The organism is Geothermobacter hydrogeniphilus (assembly GCF_002093115.1).
Taxonomy (GTDB): Bacteria; Desulfobacterota; Desulfuromonadia; order Desulfuromonadales; family Geothermobacteraceae; genus Geothermobacter_A; species Geothermobacter_A hydrogeniphilus.
Genome location: NZ_NAAD01000007.1, coordinates 39,231 through 56,712 on the forward strand (window position 1 = coordinate 39,231; position 17,482 = coordinate 56,712).

Sequence of the window (17,482 nt, forward strand, 5' to 3'; positions counted from 1 at the left end):
CACAGTTGAGCAAGTGTTCAAATGACGTTTTCAGTCTGCCCCTTTTGACGCGTCCTGTCAAGGGGAGGGGTATTCAGGAACTGCTGGTGTCGGGATGGGGGGCTGAATCCGGCGGATGGTGCAGTTCAGTATGAATCGCGGTTGCCAGCTGCTGCAGGTTGAGAGGTTTTTTCAGAAACAGCCCGGCTCCGAGACGTTGCGCCTCCCTGACATCATTCGTTTCAGCCTGACCGCTGACGATGAGGGTCTTCTGGTCGGGGTGCAGGGAGATAACGCGCCGATAGGTCTCAAGGCCGCTCAGGCCGGAAGGCATAACCATGTCCAGCAGCAGCAGGTCGACCTTTCGCCGGGAGAGGATCTCCAGGGCGTCTTCCCCGCTGCCGGCCTCAAGTACCTGGTAGCCCAGGGAACGGAGCATGTCACAGATGACCGAACGGGGGCCGCTTTCATCGTCGAGGACCATGATCGAGGCGCCGTTTCCCTGCGCCCGCGGCAGCGGGGCGTCCTGTTCGGTCAGCAGCGGGGTTTCCAGGACGCTGGCCGGAAGATAGATATCGAAAACGGAACCCGGCTGGTTGGTGTACAGGTCGATGTAGCCGCGGTGGTCATGGATGATCGACCAGCAGACGGCCAGGCCGAGGCCGGTGCCGCTGCGGCCGAGCCCTTTTTTCGAAAAGAAAGGGTCAAAAACCTGTCCCATGATATCCGGATCGATGCCGCTGCCGGTATCACTGATGCGCAGGCGGACATATTTCCCCGGGGGAACGGTTTCATAGCCTTTGTGGGGTTCGGTCAGTGAATGTGTCGCGGTGCTGACGGTAATCTGTCCCTGTCGGTCACAGGCTTCCATGGCGTTGATGATCAGGTTCATGACCACCTTGCGCAGATGAGAGCCGGTGCCGATGACAGCCGGCAGGCAGAATTCGAGTTCGGTGGAGAGGTCAACCCCGTGGTGCCGGCAAAGTTCCTGATATTCGGGAGAGTCGAGGTATTCTTCAATAATCCGGTTGAGATCGACGATTTCGCGGCTGGCGGCACTGTTGCGGGAGAGGGCCTGCATGTCGGCGACAACATCGGCGATACGGCGGCCGGCATCGCGAATATCCGCCAGTTGTTCCCGTTGCCGGGGGGTGAGATTGTCGTCTTCGAGCAACAGGTCGGGAAGAGCGACGATACCCATCAGCATATTGTTCAGATCATGGGCCACGCCACCGGCAAGCAGGCCGATGGCCTCCATTTTTTTCGCCTGGTGAAGTTCTTCGGCCATGCTGCGCAGCGATTCCTCGTCTTGCAGCTGTCGGCGCAGGCTCTGCTGGATGGAGCGGTCCTGGCGGGCCAGAACGCGCGCCTGCAGAAGATGAAACAACAGCAGAAAGAAGGTCAGCAGGCCGAGCCCGCTGAGAACCAGCGGGGTATGATCATTGGTTTCGCGGCTGACGGTGTAGCCGAGCAGGGCGACGGTCCGGCCGTCGAAATCCCGTACCGGATAGGTGATGTCGAGCGCCCCGACATCGCGGTAGTCTTCATCGAGAAAGATGATTTTTCCGGAAGAGAGGGCTTCGAGATCTTCTTCTCGGGCGGGTTTGCCGACCCGGATCGGCAGGCTGCTGGCAATGTGTCGGTAGCGACCGTCCGCGGCTTTGGCGATGACGCTGAGGCGGACAATGCGTGGATCACTCTGAACCAGTTTGTCAATCCGTTTCTGAATCTGGTCGACCTGGCGCTTCGAGCCGCCATGCAGTATATCGGCGATGGCGACCTCCAGAACCCGGCAGCGATTGAGGGCCTCAAAGCGGAATCGTCGTTCTTCGGTCTGCCGCATGGTGAACAGCGACCAGCCGACAAAGATCAGCAGGCAGACCAGAACCGTGATCTGAAACAGACTTTGCAGCAGGTACGGTCGATTGCTGTCGGTGCGTGAACTGCCCATGAAGTCTCTTTCCGGGAGGTTTTTCTGTGCCGACCTCGAGTTTTCGGGAGTATATAATATGAATATAGATATGTCGACTTTTGTCACGCACCTGAATCAGTGAGTTCCTGTTGGATGGAGAGTGCAGGTACCTGGTCTGGATGAGATTTTCAAAAATCTGAAGCGCACCCATGGTACCCTGTACCCCATAAAACTTCGTAAGATTGCGCCGGGATTTGGCGAGTCGGCTCCCGGCCGTTCGTTGGCATGCTGTTTGCTTTATTAAGCGCCCCCGAAGCGTCCGATAATTTCTGAACCGAAATGAATTTACGTTTGAGTCGATTGTTTCAACAACTGAACTGGCTGGTGTTTTTCGCCTACCTGCTGTTCGGCCTTGGCGGCGGCGTTGCCGTTGCCTGCTGCCCGACAGCAACGTCGGTTTGTGCCGGGCACGCCACTGCAGAGGTTGCGGAGGCCTGTCTGATGGTGATCGCCGAAGAGGCGGGAACTTGCCACACGTGCTGTCATTCCCGCCAGCCGGTCGGTCTCGATAATGTTCACCTGACGTCCTTTCCGTCGTCATCCCCAGTTGACGATGGAGCGGGGCCTCCGCTTTTCTCCCCCCGGGAAATATCGTCCGCGCCTGTCCCGGTGACGGAATTTTTTCTTCGCCATGTCACCCGGCAGCCGAATTCTGTCCTTGCCTCTCTGGGTACCGTCGTTCTTCTGATTTAAGTCGTTTCGAAAAGCCCCGTCCAGAATTCGTGGGTTTCTGTTGGATGGAGAATGCAAGTGCTTGGTCTGAAAGAGCTTCCCAAAAATCATCAGCGAACCTGTGGGTGCGCTTCAGATTTTTGGGAAGCTCAGGCAGATCAATGACTTGTGCTGTCCGCCGACGAGGGACTCACTGATTCGGGCTCGTTTTATTTTCCCGGTTTTTAGAAATATCAGGGCGCGAATCTGTTGTCGCGATTCACGTCCGCCAGGCTTTATTCAGGAGCGATTTCCGTGACCAACAAACAAGACCAGTCTTTTCTGGAGATCATCTGGGACTTTTTCTGTTCTCTGAAACTCGCCATCACCACTCTGATCCTGCTGGCGCTCACCTCCATTATCGGTACGGTGGTGCAGCAGGGGAAACCCGCCCAGGAATACATTCAGGAGTATGGTGAGAGGGTCTACCGGGTTTTTGTCGCTCTCGATTTTGTCGACATGTACCATTCCTGGTGGTTTCTGACCCTGCTCAATATCTTCGCCATCAATCTGATCTGCTGTTCCATCAAGCGGTTGCCGCGCATTCTCAAGCTGGTGAAGCATCCCGTTCTGACGCCCGATGAAAAACACTATCGGCGTTTCGCCAACCGTGACGAGTTCACGGTTCCGGTGGCCGTTGACCGGGCTGGCGACCGGCTGGCCGTTTTTATGCGCAAACACTTTGCCGCCCCGGTGGTTACCGCCAGGGATGGCCGCACCCATCTCTTCGCGCAGAAAATGGCCTGGGCCCGGTTCGGTGTCTACGTGGTTCATCTCTCCATCCTGATCATTTTTGCCGGAGCCATTATCGGCAGCGTCTGGGGATACAAGGCCTATGTCAATATCGCCGAGGGAACCAGCACCGACAAGGTCTGGCCGCGCGACAGCCAAAACCCGATCGCGATCGGGTTCGAGGTTCGCTGCGACAATTTCGAAGTGACCTACTATCCCGGCACCCGTCGTCCCAAGGAGTTCACCAGCGATCTGGTGGTGCTTGAAGGTGGGCGGGAAGTATTGAAAAAGACCATTGAGGTGAATGATCCGCTGAGTTACCGTGGGTTGACCTTCTACCAGTCGAGTTACGGGCCCGCCGGAGAGCCGGTTTTCAAGCTGACCGTCACCGAACGGAGCAGCGGCAGGAAGCTGAAGTTCGAAGCGCAGCGCGGCGAACATATCGCCCTGCCGGACGGCAGTTCCTTCGCCGTCTCCGACTATACCGACAGCTACAAGAGTTTCGGACCGGCGATCCAGATGCATCTCAACGACAAGACGGGAAAACACGGCAATGCCTTCGTGGTGTTTCAGCGGTTTCCGGAGTTTGATGCCCAGCGCGGGGGGGCGTATTCCTTTGCCGTGGACAGTTTTGAACAACAATTTTATACCGGTCTGCAGGTAGCCAAAGACCCGGGGGTGTGGGTGGTCTGGACTGGCTGTTTCCTGTTGGTTGCCGGATGTTTTTCCGCTTTCTTTCTCTCCCACCGGCGCATCTGGCTGACCATCGAACCGGCCGGGGACGGCAGCCTGGTCAGGGTCGCCGGCAACGCTCATCGCAATCAGCCGGCCTTTGAAATCTTCTTCGAGGACTTCAAGTCCCGGCTCAAGGAGGAACTGACCGGACGACAGACTCCGGAGTCATCTCCGTTGCCGGCTGTCGAAGCGAACACCTGATTCCGGGAACACTTAAGGGAGATCCTCATGCTCAGTATCAAGCTTTTCAATGTCACCACCATCGCCTATTTCGGCGCTATGCTCGCCTTCATCTCCTACCTGGTGATCCGCAACCGGACCGTTGCCCTGGTCGCCAACATCTGTTGTTACGTCGGTTTCGCCCTGCATACCGCGGCCATCGGTATGCGCTGGTACGAGTCGTACCAGATTCTGGGCGGAGACGGCCGCGCGCCGCTCTCCAACCTCTACGAATCGGTGGTCTTTTTTGCCTGGACCATCCTGCTGATCTATATCCTCATCGACCTGAAATACCGGCAGCGGGCGATCGGTGCTTTCGTGCTGCCGTTCGCGTTTTTCGGCATGATCTGGGGGCAGCTTTATCTCAGCGACGCCATCGATCCGCTGGTTCCGGCGTTGCAGAGCAACTGGCTGACCTATCACGTGATCACCTGTTTTCTCGGCTACGCCGCCTTTGCCGTGGCCTGCGGGGTGTCGATCATGTACCTGATCAAGGCGCGCAAGGGCCGGGATGACGGTGAAGACCGGGATGACGGCGGGGTGCTGGCGCTCTTCCCGAGCACCCGGGTGCTGGATGACATCAACTACAAGGCGATCATGATCGGGTTCCCGCTGCTTTCCCTCGGCATCATCACCGGTGCCGCCTGGGCCAACTACGCCTGGGGCACCTACTGGAGCTGGGACCCCAAGGAAACCTGGAGCCTGATCGTCTGGTTCGTCTACGCGGCCTTCCTGCACGCTCGTTTCACCCGTGGCTGGGTCGGCAGAAAGGCCGCCTGGCTGTCGGTGTTCGGTTTCGCCGCCACCATCTTCTGCTACCTGGGGGTCAACCTGGTGCTGTCGGGACTGCATTCTTACGGTGGCGGTTGATAAAGGTGACCCTGTAGGTTATTGTTTATGGCTTGGATCCACGGATTCAGGCATGAATCAATTTTCAAAGGTCGTGGAATGGTTCGTATAGCAGTCAGAAAATTTGCCAGCTGGTTTGCGTTGTTCACCTACCTGTTGCTCTGGCACGGGTTGGCCCATGGCGTGGTCCTCTGTATGGATGCGGATGGGCGCAGTCATCTTGAAGTTCATTCTGTGGGCAGCTGTTCCGAAGGTTCGTCGTCGACAGGCGGTCGGGAGGATTCATCGGCCCGGCTGAAGATCAAGAGCCTCTGTGAGGACTATGCTCCGGACATCCTGGCCTACAAGCGGTCACCAGCACCGGTCAGCGTACTTGCTCCGCCGGCGGTGTCCTCTCCGTTCTTCGTGTGGCCCGAACAGAAGATTTTCCCGCCGGTTGCGGCGGCGGGAAGGTATCTGCAACCGACCGGGCCTCCCCGGGTTGCATTGACGGCTCTGAAAACGACCATCCTGCGGTATTGATTTATCCCACCCCTGCTTCATTCGATGCCGGGTTTCCGCCGTTGCAGCTGCTTCGGTCGGAACCCTGGTTTAAGATTTCTTCATAGAAAAAAATTCAACAGCGCCTTTACGGCGGCATAGTGCCGTGCTGCGGGCGCCGCAAAACCGTCTCCTCCGGAATCCCGGAGAGGGGACGTGACAGGAGCAATGACATGTTTTTACGCAGTCTTGTTTCCCTGGGAGTGGTTTGTCTCGGTTTCATTTTTTCCGTACCGGTTCTGGCCGGTGAACCGGGCTCGAAGCCGAATTCCCTGGGAAAAAACTATCCGGTCTTTGAGATCCCCCGGGAAAAACGTGACAACCGGCAGGGGGCTGATGTGCCCGCTACGGTCGGGGATCTCAGCCTCAGCCAGGCGCTGCGGCTGACTATGCGCTACAACCCGAAACTGGCTTCCGCCGCCTGGAATTCCGAGGCCGGTGCCGGACGGGAACTCCAGGCCGGATTGTTGCCGAACCCGGATTTTTCGATCGAGATGGAGAATTTTGCCGGGGAGGATGAGATGAGCGGCTACGATGCCGCCGAAACAACCTTCTCCATCAGTCAACTGCTGGAACTGGGGGGCAAGCGCGACAAGCGAAAGCAGGTTGCCCGGCTGGGAAAAGAGTTGCTCGACTGGGATCGGGAAGCGATTCGCCTGGATGTGTTCACCGCGGCCACCAAGGCCTATATCGGGGTGGTTGCGGCTCAGCAGCGGGTGGCGCAGGCCGATGTGCTGGCGGAATTGGCCAATGCTGTCCGGCGTGCCGTGCGTGAACGGGTCGAGGCCGGCAAGGTTTCGCCGCTGGAGTTGACCCGGGCCGGGGTCGAGTATTCCGCGGCGCGGTTGAACAGTGCCAAGGCCCGGCGAACCCTGGAGGCGGCACGCAAGACGCTGGTCTCCTTCTGGGGGGCCACCAGGGCCGAGTTCGGCAAAGCGAGCGGTGATCTGAAAGTCGCACCCGGATTGCCGCCCTTCGAACAGCTTCTGCGCGCCATCGATAACAACCCCGACCTGGCGCGCTGGCAGACCGAGCTGGAGCAGAGACGGTCGGAACGGCGTCTGGCGGATGCCGGGGCGGTGCCGGATCTCACCGTCATGGTCGGTGTGCGGAATTTCCAGGACACCGGAGACAATGCGCTGGTGGCCGAACTGGCGATCCCCCTGCCGTTGTTTGATCGTAACCAGGGGGGGCGGAAAGAGGCGACGGCGAGTTACTACCGTGCCCGACACCAGTGGCAGGAGGCGAAAAACAGGATCGAGACGGAACTGTCCATCGCCTATCAGCAGCTTCGGAGTGCCTATGATGAGTTGCGGGTCCTGAAAAAGGAGCTGCTCCCCGGAGCTGAGCAGGCCTTCGAAGCGGCCAATTTCGGTTACCGCGAGGGCAAGTTCGGTTTTCTGCAAGTCGTTGACTCTCAGCGCACCCTGTTTGAAGTGCGCGGGCAGTATGTGGATGCCCTGGCGAACTACAATACCGCCCGGGCCGATATTGAGCGTTTGATTGCCAGCCCGCTGGCGGACTTTTCATCTGAACCCGAAAAACAGGATTGAGGATACAGAACATGAAAAACAGCAAACGGAACAAGTTTTATATTTTGCCGGCGGCGCTGTCGCTGGTGCTGGTCCTTGCTGCCGGTCTGCCCGCTACGGTAACGGCCGGAGAACAGGGCAAGAAATCGGCTCATGCCGGGGAAGAATCTGAAGGCGGTCACGAGGAAGGTGTCGTCCGCCTGTCCGCTGCCGAGCTGAAAGAGTTCGGAATCGTTGTCAGGGAAGCCGGACCCGGTCGCCTGGACACCTTTGTCGACCTGCCGGGAGAGATTGTCATCAATGCCGACCGGCAGGCGCACGTGGTGCCTCGGGTGCCGGGAATTGTCCGCGAGGTTCGCAAGAAGCTCGGCGACCAGGTCAAGGGTGGAGAGGTGATGGCAGTGCTGGAAAGTCGGGAGCTGGCCGACGCCAAGGCTGAATACCTGGCGGCCCGGGAACGCCTGGCCCTGGCCGAGGCCAACTTCAATCGTGAGGAACGACTCTGGAAAAAGAAGGTTTCGGCGGAGCAGGAGTATCTCGATGCCAAGCAGGCTTTTGCCGAAGCGCGGATCAATCTGCGTTCGGCCGAGCAAAAGCTGCATGCCCTGGGGTTCAGTGAGGACTATCTCAAGCAGTTGCCGGAGCACCTGGACCAGACCTATACCCGTTATGAAATGCGGGCCCCGTTCAGCGGTGCGGTGATCCAGAAGCATATTACCCTGGGAGAGGCCCTGAACGGTTCTTCCGAGGCGTTCGTTGTTGCTGACCTGGGTACGGTCTGGGTCGACATCAACGTCTACCAGAAGGACCTGGTCAAGATTCACAAGGGACAGAAGGTGGTGATTGAGATCGGCCACGACATTGCCCCGGTGAGTGGAACCCTTTCCTATGTCGGACCGCTGGTCGGAGAGGAGACCCGGACCGCCCTGGCCCGTGCGGAGTTGCCTAATCCGCAGGGGGATCTGCGGCCCGGAATGTTCATCACCGCCCGGGTGGCGGTCGGCAGCGTGGATGTGCCCCTGCTGGTGCCGAAGACCGCGTTGCAGACCCTGGAAGGGAAAACCGTGGTGTTTGTACTGGATGAAGATGGTTTCGAACCGCGGCCGGTGACTGTCGGCAGGGAAAACGGCCTGCAGGTGGAGATCAAGGATGGTCTGAAGCCCGGCGAAAAGTATGCCAGTACCGGAGCTTTTACTCTCAAAGCACAGCTTTCCAAGGGCGCTTTTGGTGGCGGTCATGGACATTAGGCGGGAGGTGCCATCATGGAAAAACTGATACGTCTGGTACTGCAGAGCCGTCTGCTGATGTGTGTTCTGGGAGTGCTGGTGCTCGGCGCGGGCTGGTTCAGCTACAATCGCCTGCCGGTCGACGCCTTCCCCGATGTCACGCCGGCGCTGGTTCAGGTCTTCACCGAAACCGAGGGCCTGGCCCCGGAAGAGGTGGAAAAATATGTCACCTACCCGGTTGAAGTGGCGATGAACGGCTTGCCGAATCTCAAGGAGATCCGTTCAGTTTCCAACTTCGGCCTGTCGGTGATCAACATCTACTTCGAGGACGGAACCGATATCTATTTTGCCCGTCAGCTGGTCGGCGAGCGGCTGCAGCTGGCCCGAGAGGAGATTCCCGAGGGATTCGGCGAGCCGGAGATGGGGCCGATCACCACCGGCCTGGGGCAGATCCTCTTCTACGTGGTCGAGGATGAGACCGGCAAGCGCAGCTCGGAGGAGATGCGCGAAATCCAGGACTGGTTGATCAAGTTCAACATCCAGACCGTGCCGGGGGTGACGGAAGTTCTCTCTCTCGGCGGCGAGGTCAAGCAGTTCCAGGTGCAGATCCGCGCCGCGGACCTGCTGCGCTATGACCTGACACTCAATGAGGTGGTCGAAACCATCCGCGCCAACAATTCCAATGTCGGCGCCCAGTTCCTGGTCAAGAATTCCGAGGAATACATCGTCCGCTCGGTCGGTCTGGCGGAGAAGCTTGACGACCTGGAAAAGATCGTGCTCAAGGTCAAGGACGGCACCCCGATCTATCTCGACCAGGTCGCCGATATCGTTATCGGCGGGGAGATCCGTCGCGGCCTGGCCACCATGGACGGTAAGGGCGAGGCGATTGTCGGTATGGTCCTCAAGCTGATCGGCACCAACACCTCGCAGGTGATCAGCGATGTCAAGGCCAAGATCGAAAAAGTCAACCGGGTGCTTCCCGAGGGGATTAAAATCGTTCCCTATTATGACCAGGCCACCCTGGTGGCGAAATGCGTCAACACCGTCACCAAGGCCCTGCTGGAGGCGGTTGTCCTGATCGTCTTCATTCAGTTGCTGATGCTCGGCGGTGTCCGGCCGAGCGTGGTGGTGCTGGCCTCGATCCCCTTTTCGCTGGCCTTCGCCTTCTTCCTGATGAACTATTTCGGGGTTTCGGCCAACCTGATGTCGCTTGGCGGACTGGCTATCGCGCTCGGTCTGCTGGTCGATGGTTCGGTGGTCATGATCGAGAACGTCGACCGCCATATTCATACCGCCGACCCGGACGAGTCGATGCTGCAGATCGTGTTGCGGGCCAGCGCTGAAGTGGCTCGGCCGATCATCTTTTCGCTGCTGATCATCGTTATCGTCTTCCTGCCGTTGTTCACTCTGCAGGGGGTTGAGGGCAAAACCTTCCGGCCGCTGGCACAGACCATGGCGTTTGCCATCTTTGGTTCGCTGGTCTTTACCGTGCTGCTGGCACCGGTGCTCAGCAGCCTGCTGATGCGCCGGCCGAAGAAAACCGGTGAGCACCGGGAACTGCTGGTGGTGCGCTGGATGCTGGCGGCTTATCGGCCCGCGGTCAGCCTGTTTGTTCGCCGGCCGGTCATCCCCATCGCTCTATCGGTCGGATTACTGGTGGTCGGCATTTTTCTCTTCTCCCTGCTCGGCTCGGAATTTGTTCCGCGTCTCAATGAGGGAGACCTGCTGATCCGGGCGACCATGGCGCCATCAATTTCGCTCGATGAAGCCAGTGCCAACATGGGGCGTTTCGAACGGCGGCTGATGGAGAAGTTTCCCGAAGTGACCCGGATCGTGACCCGCGTCGGGCGCGGCGAGGTCGGGGCCCATGCCGACCCGGTCAACAATTCCGAGTCGTTTGTTGCCCTGAAACCGCAGGATGAATGGACTTCGGCGGAGACTCCGGATGAACTCTATGCCGCGATCGGGAAATTTCTGGAAGATTTCCCCGGGGCGCAGTTCAACGTCACCCAGCCGATTGCCGCCGCCGTGGACGAGCTTCTGACCGGAACCAAGGCGGCCCTGGCGATCAAGATCTTCGGCGACGACATGGAGGTTCTCAAGCAGAAAGCCGCCGAGATCGAGGCGGTCATTCGCGAGGTGCCCGGCGCCGCCGATGTCCAGAAGGACCAGGTCACCGGCACGCCGCAGTTGTTGATCCGCATCGACCGGAAGGCTATTTCCCGTTACGGGATCAATGTCGAGGATGTGCAGAGCGTGATCCGGACAGCGGTCGGTGGCGAACAGGCGGGGCAGATCTTCGAGGGGATCCGGAGGTTCGATATTTATGTGCGTTATGCACCACAGAGCCGCGGCAGCTCCGAGGCGATCCGCCATATTCTGATCTCAGCTCCTGGCGGGATCAAGGTGCCTCTCGACCAGCTGGCGCAGATCGAGGAAATCGTCGGTCCGCGACAGATCACCCGTGAGAACAATCAGCGCTTCATTACCGTCCAGTGCAATGTCCGCGGACGGGATATCGGCTCATTCGTTGCCGCCGGGCAGCAGGCCCTGGCTGAAAAGGTGAAACTCCCGCCGGGCTACCTGGTGAACTGGGGCGGCCAGTTCGAGTTGCAGCAGGAGGCCAACAAGCGCCTGGCGCTGGTGGTGCCGGTGACACTGCTGATTGTTTTCCTGCTGCTCTATTCGACGTTCAATTCGTTACGCAACTCGCTGCTTATTTTTCTCAATATTCCGCTGGCGCTGGTGGGCGGGGTGATCGGGCTCTGGCTGACCGGCCAGAACCTGTCGGTTCCGTCTTCGGTCGGGTTCATTGCCCTGTTCGGGATCGCGCTCGCCAACGGCATGGTCCTGGTGACCTATATCAACCAGCTGCTGCAGGACGGGGTTCCGGTCATGCAGGCGGCGATTGACGGTGCCTGCATGCGTTTGCGGCCAGTCATCATGACGGCTGCCGCCGCTGGTCTCGGCCTGGTGCCGATGGCCCTCGCCTCGGGGACCGGCAGCGAAGTTCAGCGACCGCTGGCGACCGTCGTTATCGGTGGGCTGGTGACCTCGACCCTGTTGACCCTGCTGGTTATCCCGGCCCTGTATAAATGGTTTTCTGTCAAGGTTGAAAAGGAGGCTCCATGAAAGAGATTCGTGCCTATATCAAACGTCACAAGTTGTCCGAAGTAACCCGGGCTCTGCACAAGGTGCCCGGCTTGACCGGCTTGACCATCGTCGAGACCAAGGGCGTCGGTGTCGGCTGGAAGAAAGGTGGCGGAAAAGATGGCCTGGTCAGTTACCAGCCGGGACTGAAGCTGGAAATCCTCTGCTGCGATGCCCTGGTTGAAGAGGTGGTCGCCCTGATTGAAAGGGCGGCCCATACCGGGCTCAAGGGAGATGGTAAAATCTATGTGAGTACCATCGACATGGCGGTTCGTATCAGTACCGGTGAGCGGGGCGGGGGGGCCGTTTAGTACCATGTAACCCATAATCTTTCGCATCTTGCTGGTTATTTTCCGCGTCAGCTGCGTTGCGCTTCACCGCTGCATAGCTACGGCTATGCAGCGGTGAAGCGCGCCTTGTCGACACGGAAAATCCCGGCGCAATATTGCGAAATCCCATGAGTTACAGGGTACTGGCCGGCTGATGAAAAACATTCATCTGCGGCGTCGCCCGTAACCCCGCGGCAACGGCGTGCCTTTCCGGCCCGTCTTGTCCCGTGGGGTTACGGGCAACCTGCACAACCTGGGGCATTTCACATCCTTCCCACGAAGGGTGCTGAAGGAGGTCCGTGAGTATGGATCACGATAAGGCAGGAGTCAAAGCGATCCTTTGTGGCCTGGTGGTTGTCCTTTCGGGATGGTCTGTCGCCCACGCGGACGTGTTCCGCTGTCGTGCCCGGAACGGCACGATGATTTTCACCAATGATCCGGCCCGGATTCCCCGGGAATGCCGGCCGCTCGCTGCGGGGGAGGCTCCGCGGGCCGGTTTCAGCGTGGTGCCGTCCTCCGGGAGGCCCATTTCACGTCCGGTTGTTGCTGTGGGGGAATCTCCCCGCAAGATCAGGCAGGAACTGCAGCAGCGGGCCCGCAGGCTGGTAGAGGAGTACCGCCAGGCATTAAAAGAACGGGCGGCAGCGGGGCGCTCGTCGGGGCGACGGCTTGCGATGAGAAAAATAGTCGAGCTTAAAAAACAGCGGGACAGTTTCCGCGGCGAGGTGGACAAGGCGCCAATTTCCCTGCGGGCCCGACGTGAAATCGAGGATATCCTGGTGTCCATACCACCATCATGATTCAGGGGGTGACATGGGCGGGGAGCCTTGTCCTGCCCGGTGCCGTCCAGGTTCCCGCGAGCTCGCGGAGGAGGAACGATGAAAAAATTTCCACTGATGCTCGGGCTGTTTCTGCTGTCGGGCTGTGCCGTCGGTAATGGCCCGACTCAACGCCGGGATCTGAGGATTGTCATTCAGGGTGCCGGAGCCGTGCAGGTCCAGAAGGTTACCGTAGCCGCGGAGGACCGGGGTGCTGTCGTCTCCGGCCAACTCCGCAAACTGTACCAGTTCAAGTTGCCCGGCCATGTTGATGTGCGGGTGTGTCAGCCGGACGGATCGGTCGAGACGGCGCGGGGGACTGTCCGTGATTATGCCGCTCGTCGCCGCGGAACGAGAATCGCGAGTTTTACCGCTCATCTCAAGGTCAACCCCCCGACCGGGTCTTCGGTGCAGGTCCGGTACCACGCCGCGGGTGATGACTCGGGCCACGATCTCACCTGCGCATCCTGAGGCACGGGTGAGAATGAAGATGTTTCGAAGACAGCCCCTCGATCGCCTGTAAATCGTACGACAGTTTCAACTCTTCCCAATGTCACCTGAAGCAGTGAGTCCCTTGTCGGCGGACAGATCAAGCACTTGCACTTCCTGTCCAACAGGAACTCACTGATTCAGGTGTTTCTGATCCGTCCCGACGGCCTGCCGACCGGGTCGCGATCTCTTTCCCCCGCTTCAATCCCGTTCGGACCAGAATCTCCGCTCATCAAGAAGCAGTTTTCGGGGTCAGATCCTCTGCGCCCGGGGGCTTGACGTCGCTGTAGTTTTCCCGTCGCCAGCGAAACGGCAGGTCGATGATGGTGCCGGGGGTGTCGATGGCGTACAGGGCGCGGAAGGTCTCGAAGAGAACGGCCCGCTGCTGGGAGATATTGCCCGGCTCGCCGAGGGGATGGCCGAAAGGCCACTTGAGAAAGACGCTGCGCGGCGGGCGCACCTTGGCGGTGTAGTCGCGGACAATGGAGATGCCGATAGTGGGGATGCCGGCACGCTCGATTTCTCTCTGGATCAGTCCCACGGACTGATTGCAGATTCCTCAGGCGGGGGTTAAAAGGACCAGGTCGACCTCATCGGCGCAGAGCTTTCCGGCGACTTCGCGGGCGCTTTTTTCAATCAGGGTCGGAATGTGGCGACCGTCGATATGCCCCATGAAACCGAAATGCCGCCGGTTGAGGCTGCCGAGCAATTTTTCATCAACCAGCTCCCGCAGCCGTTCAAGGGGCAGGACGATATTCAGATCCTTTTCGGCGTCGGAGTGATCATAGTAGTCGTGAGTGATGCGATAGGCGCCGGGCAGGGTCTCGCCGGTCAGCTCACGCCAGCTCGGGTCGCCGTCGGAATCGCGCATGTCAAAGGGTGTCTGGTCGGGATGATGAACGCCGGCGGTGGTGACCAGCGCCAGCCGACAATCACGCAACGGTTTGCTGACCGCTGTCCAGGGAATTTCTCCTTCGCTTTCCCAGGGGCGGTAGTTGTCGATGAAGCCCTTGGCCAGGTGCGGAAAACGGGTTATCAGACGAGCGATCAGGCGGTTTCTCAGGCGTTGCAGGCTGCTCATGTGTTCCTCCGTGAGTGGTTGCTGAGGTCGGGGTTTCGGGTAAGATAGCATATTCGGACGCAGAAAAAGGTTGGCACGCATTCATAATGAGACACACATACGATTTTTCTTGACCGGAATTCCAAAAGTCATATATATATTTTTTTGAATATTAAACAAGGAGAAGGACTGATGAAGCTCTGGTTGACCGGATTCAGTATGAAATACCCCCGCCTGGTGCTGCTGCTGGTGCTGGCGGTGACCGTCGTTTTCGGCTGGCAGTTTCCCAAGGTCAAGTTCGACAACGACCCGGAGAACATGCTTGATGCTCACGAGGCGGTGCGGGTTTTTCATCACCAGGTGAAGGAAAAGTTCAGTCTCTACGATTTCGTCATTGTCGGTGTCAGCAATGAACAGGATGCCGATGGTATTTTCAATGTCGGCACTCTTGATCGCATCGATCGCCTGACCAAACAGCTGCTCAGCCTGCATCGTACCGCCGACGGCGCGGTGGCGGTGCGCAACCCCGACGGTAGCGACCGGATTCTCGATCTGACCCCGAAAAGCGGCTGGCAGCGCGGTCTGAATGTCGCTTTCCAGCATGACCCCAACCGTCTTTTTACCGCCGACGGGAAAAGTGCGCTGATCGGCCGCGAGCTGATCAGCCCGAGCGTGGTGGACAATCTCAAGCAGGCCGAGTTCGGCTCCCTCAAGCTTGAGTACCTGATGGAACATCCGCCCACCACCAGGGCGGAAGCCCTGCAGATCCGTGATGACGCGATGGGCAACCCCCTCTACAAGGGAACCCTGGTGGCCGAAGACGGCAAGGCGATCTGCCTCTACCTGCCGATTCGTGACAAGACCTTCAGCTACAATGTCGCCAACCTGGTGCGGGCGCTGACCGCCGACTGGCCGGAGAGTGACCAGGTTCACATTACCGGACTGCCGGTGGCTGAAGACACCTTCGGGGTCGAGATGCTGGTGCAGATGGCGACCTCGGCACCGCTGGCGATGCTGGCGATTTTCCTGCTGCTGTGGATCTTCTTCCGCCGGGTACGGATCATCATCGCTCCGCTGATGGTGGCGATGGTCAGCGTCATCTGGGCGATGGGCCTGCTGATCGGTCTCGGCTATGACGTGCATATCATGAGTTCGATGATCGCCATCTTCCTGATGCCGATCGCGGTCGCCGACTCGGTACACATGCTGAGCGAATTCTACGATACCTATCACCTCTACGGGGACAAGCGGGAAACCATGCGCCAGGTGGTCGGCCATCTCTTCATGCCGATGCTCTACACCTCCCTGACCACCATCGCCGGGTTTGCGTCGCTGGCGACCACGCCGATTCCGCCGGTGCAGATTTTCGGTCTGCATGTCGCTTTCGGTGTGGCGGTCGCCTGGTTGCTGACGATGACCCTGGTGCCGGCCTACAGCATGGTCTTCATCTCTGAAAAGTCGTTGCAGAAGCTGCAGTTGCAGCGTGACGCGGGCAAGCCTTCCGGCCTCAATCGATTGCTTGAAGGCTTCGGGAGATTCAGCTATACCCGCTGGAAGCTGATTCTCGGTGTGACCATGGTGGTGATGGTGATTTCGGTGGTCGGTATCAGCCGCATCCAGGTCAACGACAACCCGGTGAAATGGTTCACCGCCGATCATGAAATCCGCAAGGCGGACGCAGTGCTGAATCGTCATTTCGGGGGTACCTATACCGCCTACCTGACCCTGGAGCCGGGGGCTGAGACGGCTCCGACAGCTGCCGATCTGCAGCAGGCGCTGATTGAGGCCGCCCCTCGCCGACTGCCGGAGCAGTGGCGCAACGAAATCAAGGCTTTCACTGCCGCCCTGAACGACCTGCCGGCGGGGCCGGATGCCGCCGCTTTCGTCGAAGAGGCCAGGGGGCTGGCGAAAAGCTATGACCAGCGGCTGCTGGGTGACTGGCGAGCGCTGGCCGATAACATCGTCTACCTCGATCCGGCCGGACTGAACCTGAAAACCCTCGCCCGCCGACTGTCGGCCCTGCCGGCCGGACAGGCCGCTCTCGGCAGGCAGCTGCTGGACAGACTGCAGGGAACCGGGGCGGTCGGGGACGCGTTGATCGACGCGGCGCTGGCCATCATCGACCAGCGGCAGGACCGTGGTTTTGTCGCCCTGGTCGACCAGCAGTACGCCGCCCTGACGGCGCCGCTGTTCAAGCGTCCGGCGATGCTGCGCTGGGTTGAGAGACTGCAGCAGGCCCTGGCGCAGGATCCGGTGGTCGGCAAAAGTTCTTCGGCGGTGGATGCGCTGAAGAAGGCGTCCTACGAGCTGCAGTACCGGGCCGACCGGTCCGCGGCGGAGAACCAAAAGCGTTTTGCCGTTCCCGATACCGTCTCCGCCGTTGCCCAGGTTTTCACCCAGCTGGAGGGGATGAAGAAAAAGGATACGCTCTTTCACCTGGTGACCCGCGATTATCAGGAGGCGAATCTGTGGGTGCAGCTGAAAAGCGGAGACAACAAGTACATGGAACAGGTGGTCAGGGATGTCGACGCCTTCGTCGTCGCCAACCCGCCGCCTTTCCCGGTTAAGCACGCCTGGGCCGGATTGACCTATCTTAATGTTGTCTGGCAGGATAAGATGGTTCGCGGCATGCTCTGGTCGCTGGGCAGTTCCTTCGTGGTGGTGCTGCTGATGATGGTGGTGCTGTTCCGCTCGCCGCTGTTCGGCATTCTTGCCATGCTGCCGTTGACGGTGACCATCGCTTTCATCTACGGCCTGATCGGTCTGGTCGGCAAGGACTACGACATGCCGGTCGCGGTCCTCTCGGCCATGACCCTCGGCCTGTCGGTTGATTTCGCCATCCATTTCCTGGAACGCGCCCGGCAGCTGCAGCGTAAACTCGGCAGCTGGCAGGCGGCCGCCATTGAAATGTTCAAGGAGCCGGCGGTGGCCATCAGCCGCAATGCCCTGACCATTTCCATCGGCTTTACTCCGCTGCTGGTCGCGCCTCTGGTCCCCTACCGGACCGTCGGCTTCTTTCTGGCGACCATCATGGCGGTTTCCTGGCTGGCCACCCTGTTTCTGCTGCCGGCCCTGCTGACCCTGTTCCGCCGCAAGGCCTTTGGTGAAACAGATGAGCAGAGCCTTGAGGAGAAAGGATAA

General features: G+C 59.4%; 14 protein-coding genes. 11 read left to right on the forward strand and 3 right to left on the reverse strand.

What is annotated here, in order from left to right:
* Positions 1-73: 73 nt before the first annotated feature.
* A complete protein-coding gene (locus B5V00_RS07155; RefSeq protein ID WP_085010088.1) occupies positions 74-1,930 on the reverse strand; it encodes a hybrid sensor histidine kinase/response regulator in 1,857 nt (618 codons plus the stop codon).
* A 300-nt stretch (positions 1,931-2,230) separates the two neighbouring features.
* Here B5V00_RS07155 and B5V00_RS16910 point away from each other — a divergent pair, with 300 nt between their 5' ends.
* From B5V00_RS16910 to B5V00_RS07205, 10 genes are all read left to right on the forward strand, one after another.
* Positions 2,231-2,644, forward strand: a complete 414-nt coding sequence (locus B5V00_RS16910; protein WP_139800694.1) for a hypothetical protein — start codon at positions 2,231-2,233, stop codon at positions 2,642-2,644.
* A gap of 273 nt (positions 2,645-2,917) precedes the next feature.
* Positions 2,918-4,330: a cytochrome c biogenesis protein ResB gene (gene resB, locus B5V00_RS07165; RefSeq protein WP_245803927.1), complete on the forward strand. Its 1,413-nt coding sequence runs from the start codon at positions 2,918-2,920 to the stop codon at positions 4,328-4,330.
* Between the two features lie 27 nt (positions 4,331-4,357).
* The gene (ccsB, locus tag B5V00_RS07170; protein ID WP_085010090.1) at positions 4,358-5,218 is read left to right on the forward strand and encodes a c-type cytochrome biogenesis protein CcsB; all 861 of its coding nucleotides are present in this window, start codon (positions 4,358-4,360) and stop codon (positions 5,216-5,218) included.
* 78 nt (positions 5,219-5,296) lie between these two features.
* Positions 5,297-5,719: a hypothetical protein gene (locus B5V00_RS07175; RefSeq protein ID WP_085010091.1), complete on the forward strand. Its 423-nt coding sequence runs from the start codon at positions 5,297-5,299 to the stop codon at positions 5,717-5,719.
* 191 nt (positions 5,720-5,910) lie between these two features.
* On the forward strand, positions 5,911-7,290 hold the full coding sequence (locus tag B5V00_RS07180) for a TolC family protein (RefSeq protein WP_085010092.1): 1,380 nt from the start codon (positions 5,911-5,913) through the stop codon (positions 7,288-7,290).
* 11 nt (positions 7,291-7,301) lie between these two features.
* Positions 7,302-8,516, forward strand: coding sequence for an efflux RND transporter periplasmic adaptor subunit (locus B5V00_RS07185; RefSeq protein WP_085010093.1), 1,215 nt, complete (start codon positions 7,302-7,304; stop codon positions 8,514-8,516).
* A gap of 15 nt (positions 8,517-8,531) precedes the next feature.
* Positions 8,532-11,627 carry an efflux RND transporter permease subunit gene (locus B5V00_RS07190; protein ID WP_085010094.1) on the forward strand — a complete coding sequence of 1,032 codons (3,096 nt, stop codon included), beginning with the start codon at positions 8,532-8,534 and terminating at the stop codon, positions 11,625-11,627.
* The gene (locus B5V00_RS07195; protein WP_085010095.1) at positions 11,624-11,956 is read left to right on the forward strand and encodes a P-II family nitrogen regulator; all 333 of its coding nucleotides are present in this window, start codon (positions 11,624-11,626) and stop codon (positions 11,954-11,956) included. Before B5V00_RS07190 ends, B5V00_RS07195 begins: the two co-directional genes overlap by 4 nt.
* A gap of 323 nt (positions 11,957-12,279) precedes the next feature.
* The gene (locus tag B5V00_RS07200; protein WP_085010096.1) at positions 12,280-12,774 is read left to right on the forward strand and encodes a hypothetical protein; all 495 of its coding nucleotides are present in this window, start codon (positions 12,280-12,282) and stop codon (positions 12,772-12,774) included.
* Positions 12,775-12,852: 78 nt separating this feature from the next.
* The gene (locus tag B5V00_RS07205) at positions 12,853-13,263 is read left to right on the forward strand and encodes a hypothetical protein (RefSeq protein ID WP_085010097.1); all 411 of its coding nucleotides are present in this window, start codon (positions 12,853-12,855) and stop codon (positions 13,261-13,263) included.
* Positions 13,264-13,513: 250 nt separating this feature from the next.
* Here B5V00_RS07205 and B5V00_RS07210 read toward each other — a convergent pair whose 3' ends face one another.
* The gene (locus B5V00_RS07210) at positions 13,514-13,822 is read right to left on the reverse strand and encodes a hypothetical protein (RefSeq protein WP_085010098.1); all 309 of its coding nucleotides are present in this window, start codon (positions 13,820-13,822) and stop codon (positions 13,514-13,516) included.
* Positions 13,823-13,840: 18 nt separating this feature from the next.
* Positions 13,841-14,362, reverse strand: coding sequence for a glycine/sarcosine/betaine reductase selenoprotein B family protein (locus tag B5V00_RS07215; protein ID WP_085010099.1), 522 nt, complete (start codon positions 14,360-14,362; stop codon positions 13,841-13,843).
* A gap of 171 nt (positions 14,363-14,533) precedes the next feature.
* On the opposite strand from B5V00_RS07215, the gene B5V00_RS17285 reads away from it, so the two are divergent.
* Positions 14,534-17,482 (forward strand): efflux RND transporter permease subunit, encoded by a 2,949-nt coding sequence (locus B5V00_RS17285; protein ID WP_085010100.1) that lies wholly within the window; start codon positions 14,534-14,536, stop codon positions 17,480-17,482.

Bases quoted from the DNA above. Each gene is read 5' to 3' on its own strand.
- ccsB (WP_085010090.1), top strand. From the start codon at position 4,358: ATGCTCAGTATCAAGCTTTTCAATGTCACCACCATCGCCTATTTCGGC.
- B5V00_RS07190 (WP_085010094.1), top strand. From the start codon at position 8,532: ATGGAAAAACTGATACGTCTGGTACTGCAGAGCCGTCTGCTGATGTGT.
- B5V00_RS07175 (WP_085010091.1), top strand. From the start codon at position 5,297: ATGGTTCGTATAGCAGTCAGAAAATTTGCCAGCTGGTTTGCGTTGTTC.
- B5V00_RS17285 (WP_085010100.1), top strand. From the start codon at position 14,534: ATGAAGCTCTGGTTGACCGGATTCAGTATGAAATACCCCCGCCTGGTG.
- B5V00_RS07155 (WP_085010088.1), bottom strand. From the start codon at position 1,930: ATGGGCAGTTCACGCACCGACAGCAATCGACCGTACCTGCTGCAAAGT.
- B5V00_RS07200 (WP_085010096.1), top strand. From the start codon at position 12,280: ATGGATCACGATAAGGCAGGAGTCAAAGCGATCCTTTGTGGCCTGGTG.
- B5V00_RS16910 (WP_139800694.1), top strand. From the start codon at position 2,231: ATGAATTTACGTTTGAGTCGATTGTTTCAACAACTGAACTGGCTGGTG.
- B5V00_RS07180 (WP_085010092.1), top strand. From the start codon at position 5,911: ATGTTTTTACGCAGTCTTGTTTCCCTGGGAGTGGTTTGTCTCGGTTTC.
- B5V00_RS07185 (WP_085010093.1), top strand. From the start codon at position 7,302: ATGAAAAACAGCAAACGGAACAAGTTTTATATTTTGCCGGCGGCGCTG.
- B5V00_RS07195 (WP_085010095.1), top strand. From the start codon at position 11,624: ATGAAAGAGATTCGTGCCTATATCAAACGTCACAAGTTGTCCGAAGTA.
- B5V00_RS07205 (WP_085010097.1), top strand. From the start codon at position 12,853: ATGAAAAAATTTCCACTGATGCTCGGGCTGTTTCTGCTGTCGGGCTGT.
- B5V00_RS07215 (WP_085010099.1), bottom strand. From the start codon at position 14,362: ATGAGCAGCCTGCAACGCCTGAGAAACCGCCTGATCGCTCGTCTGATA.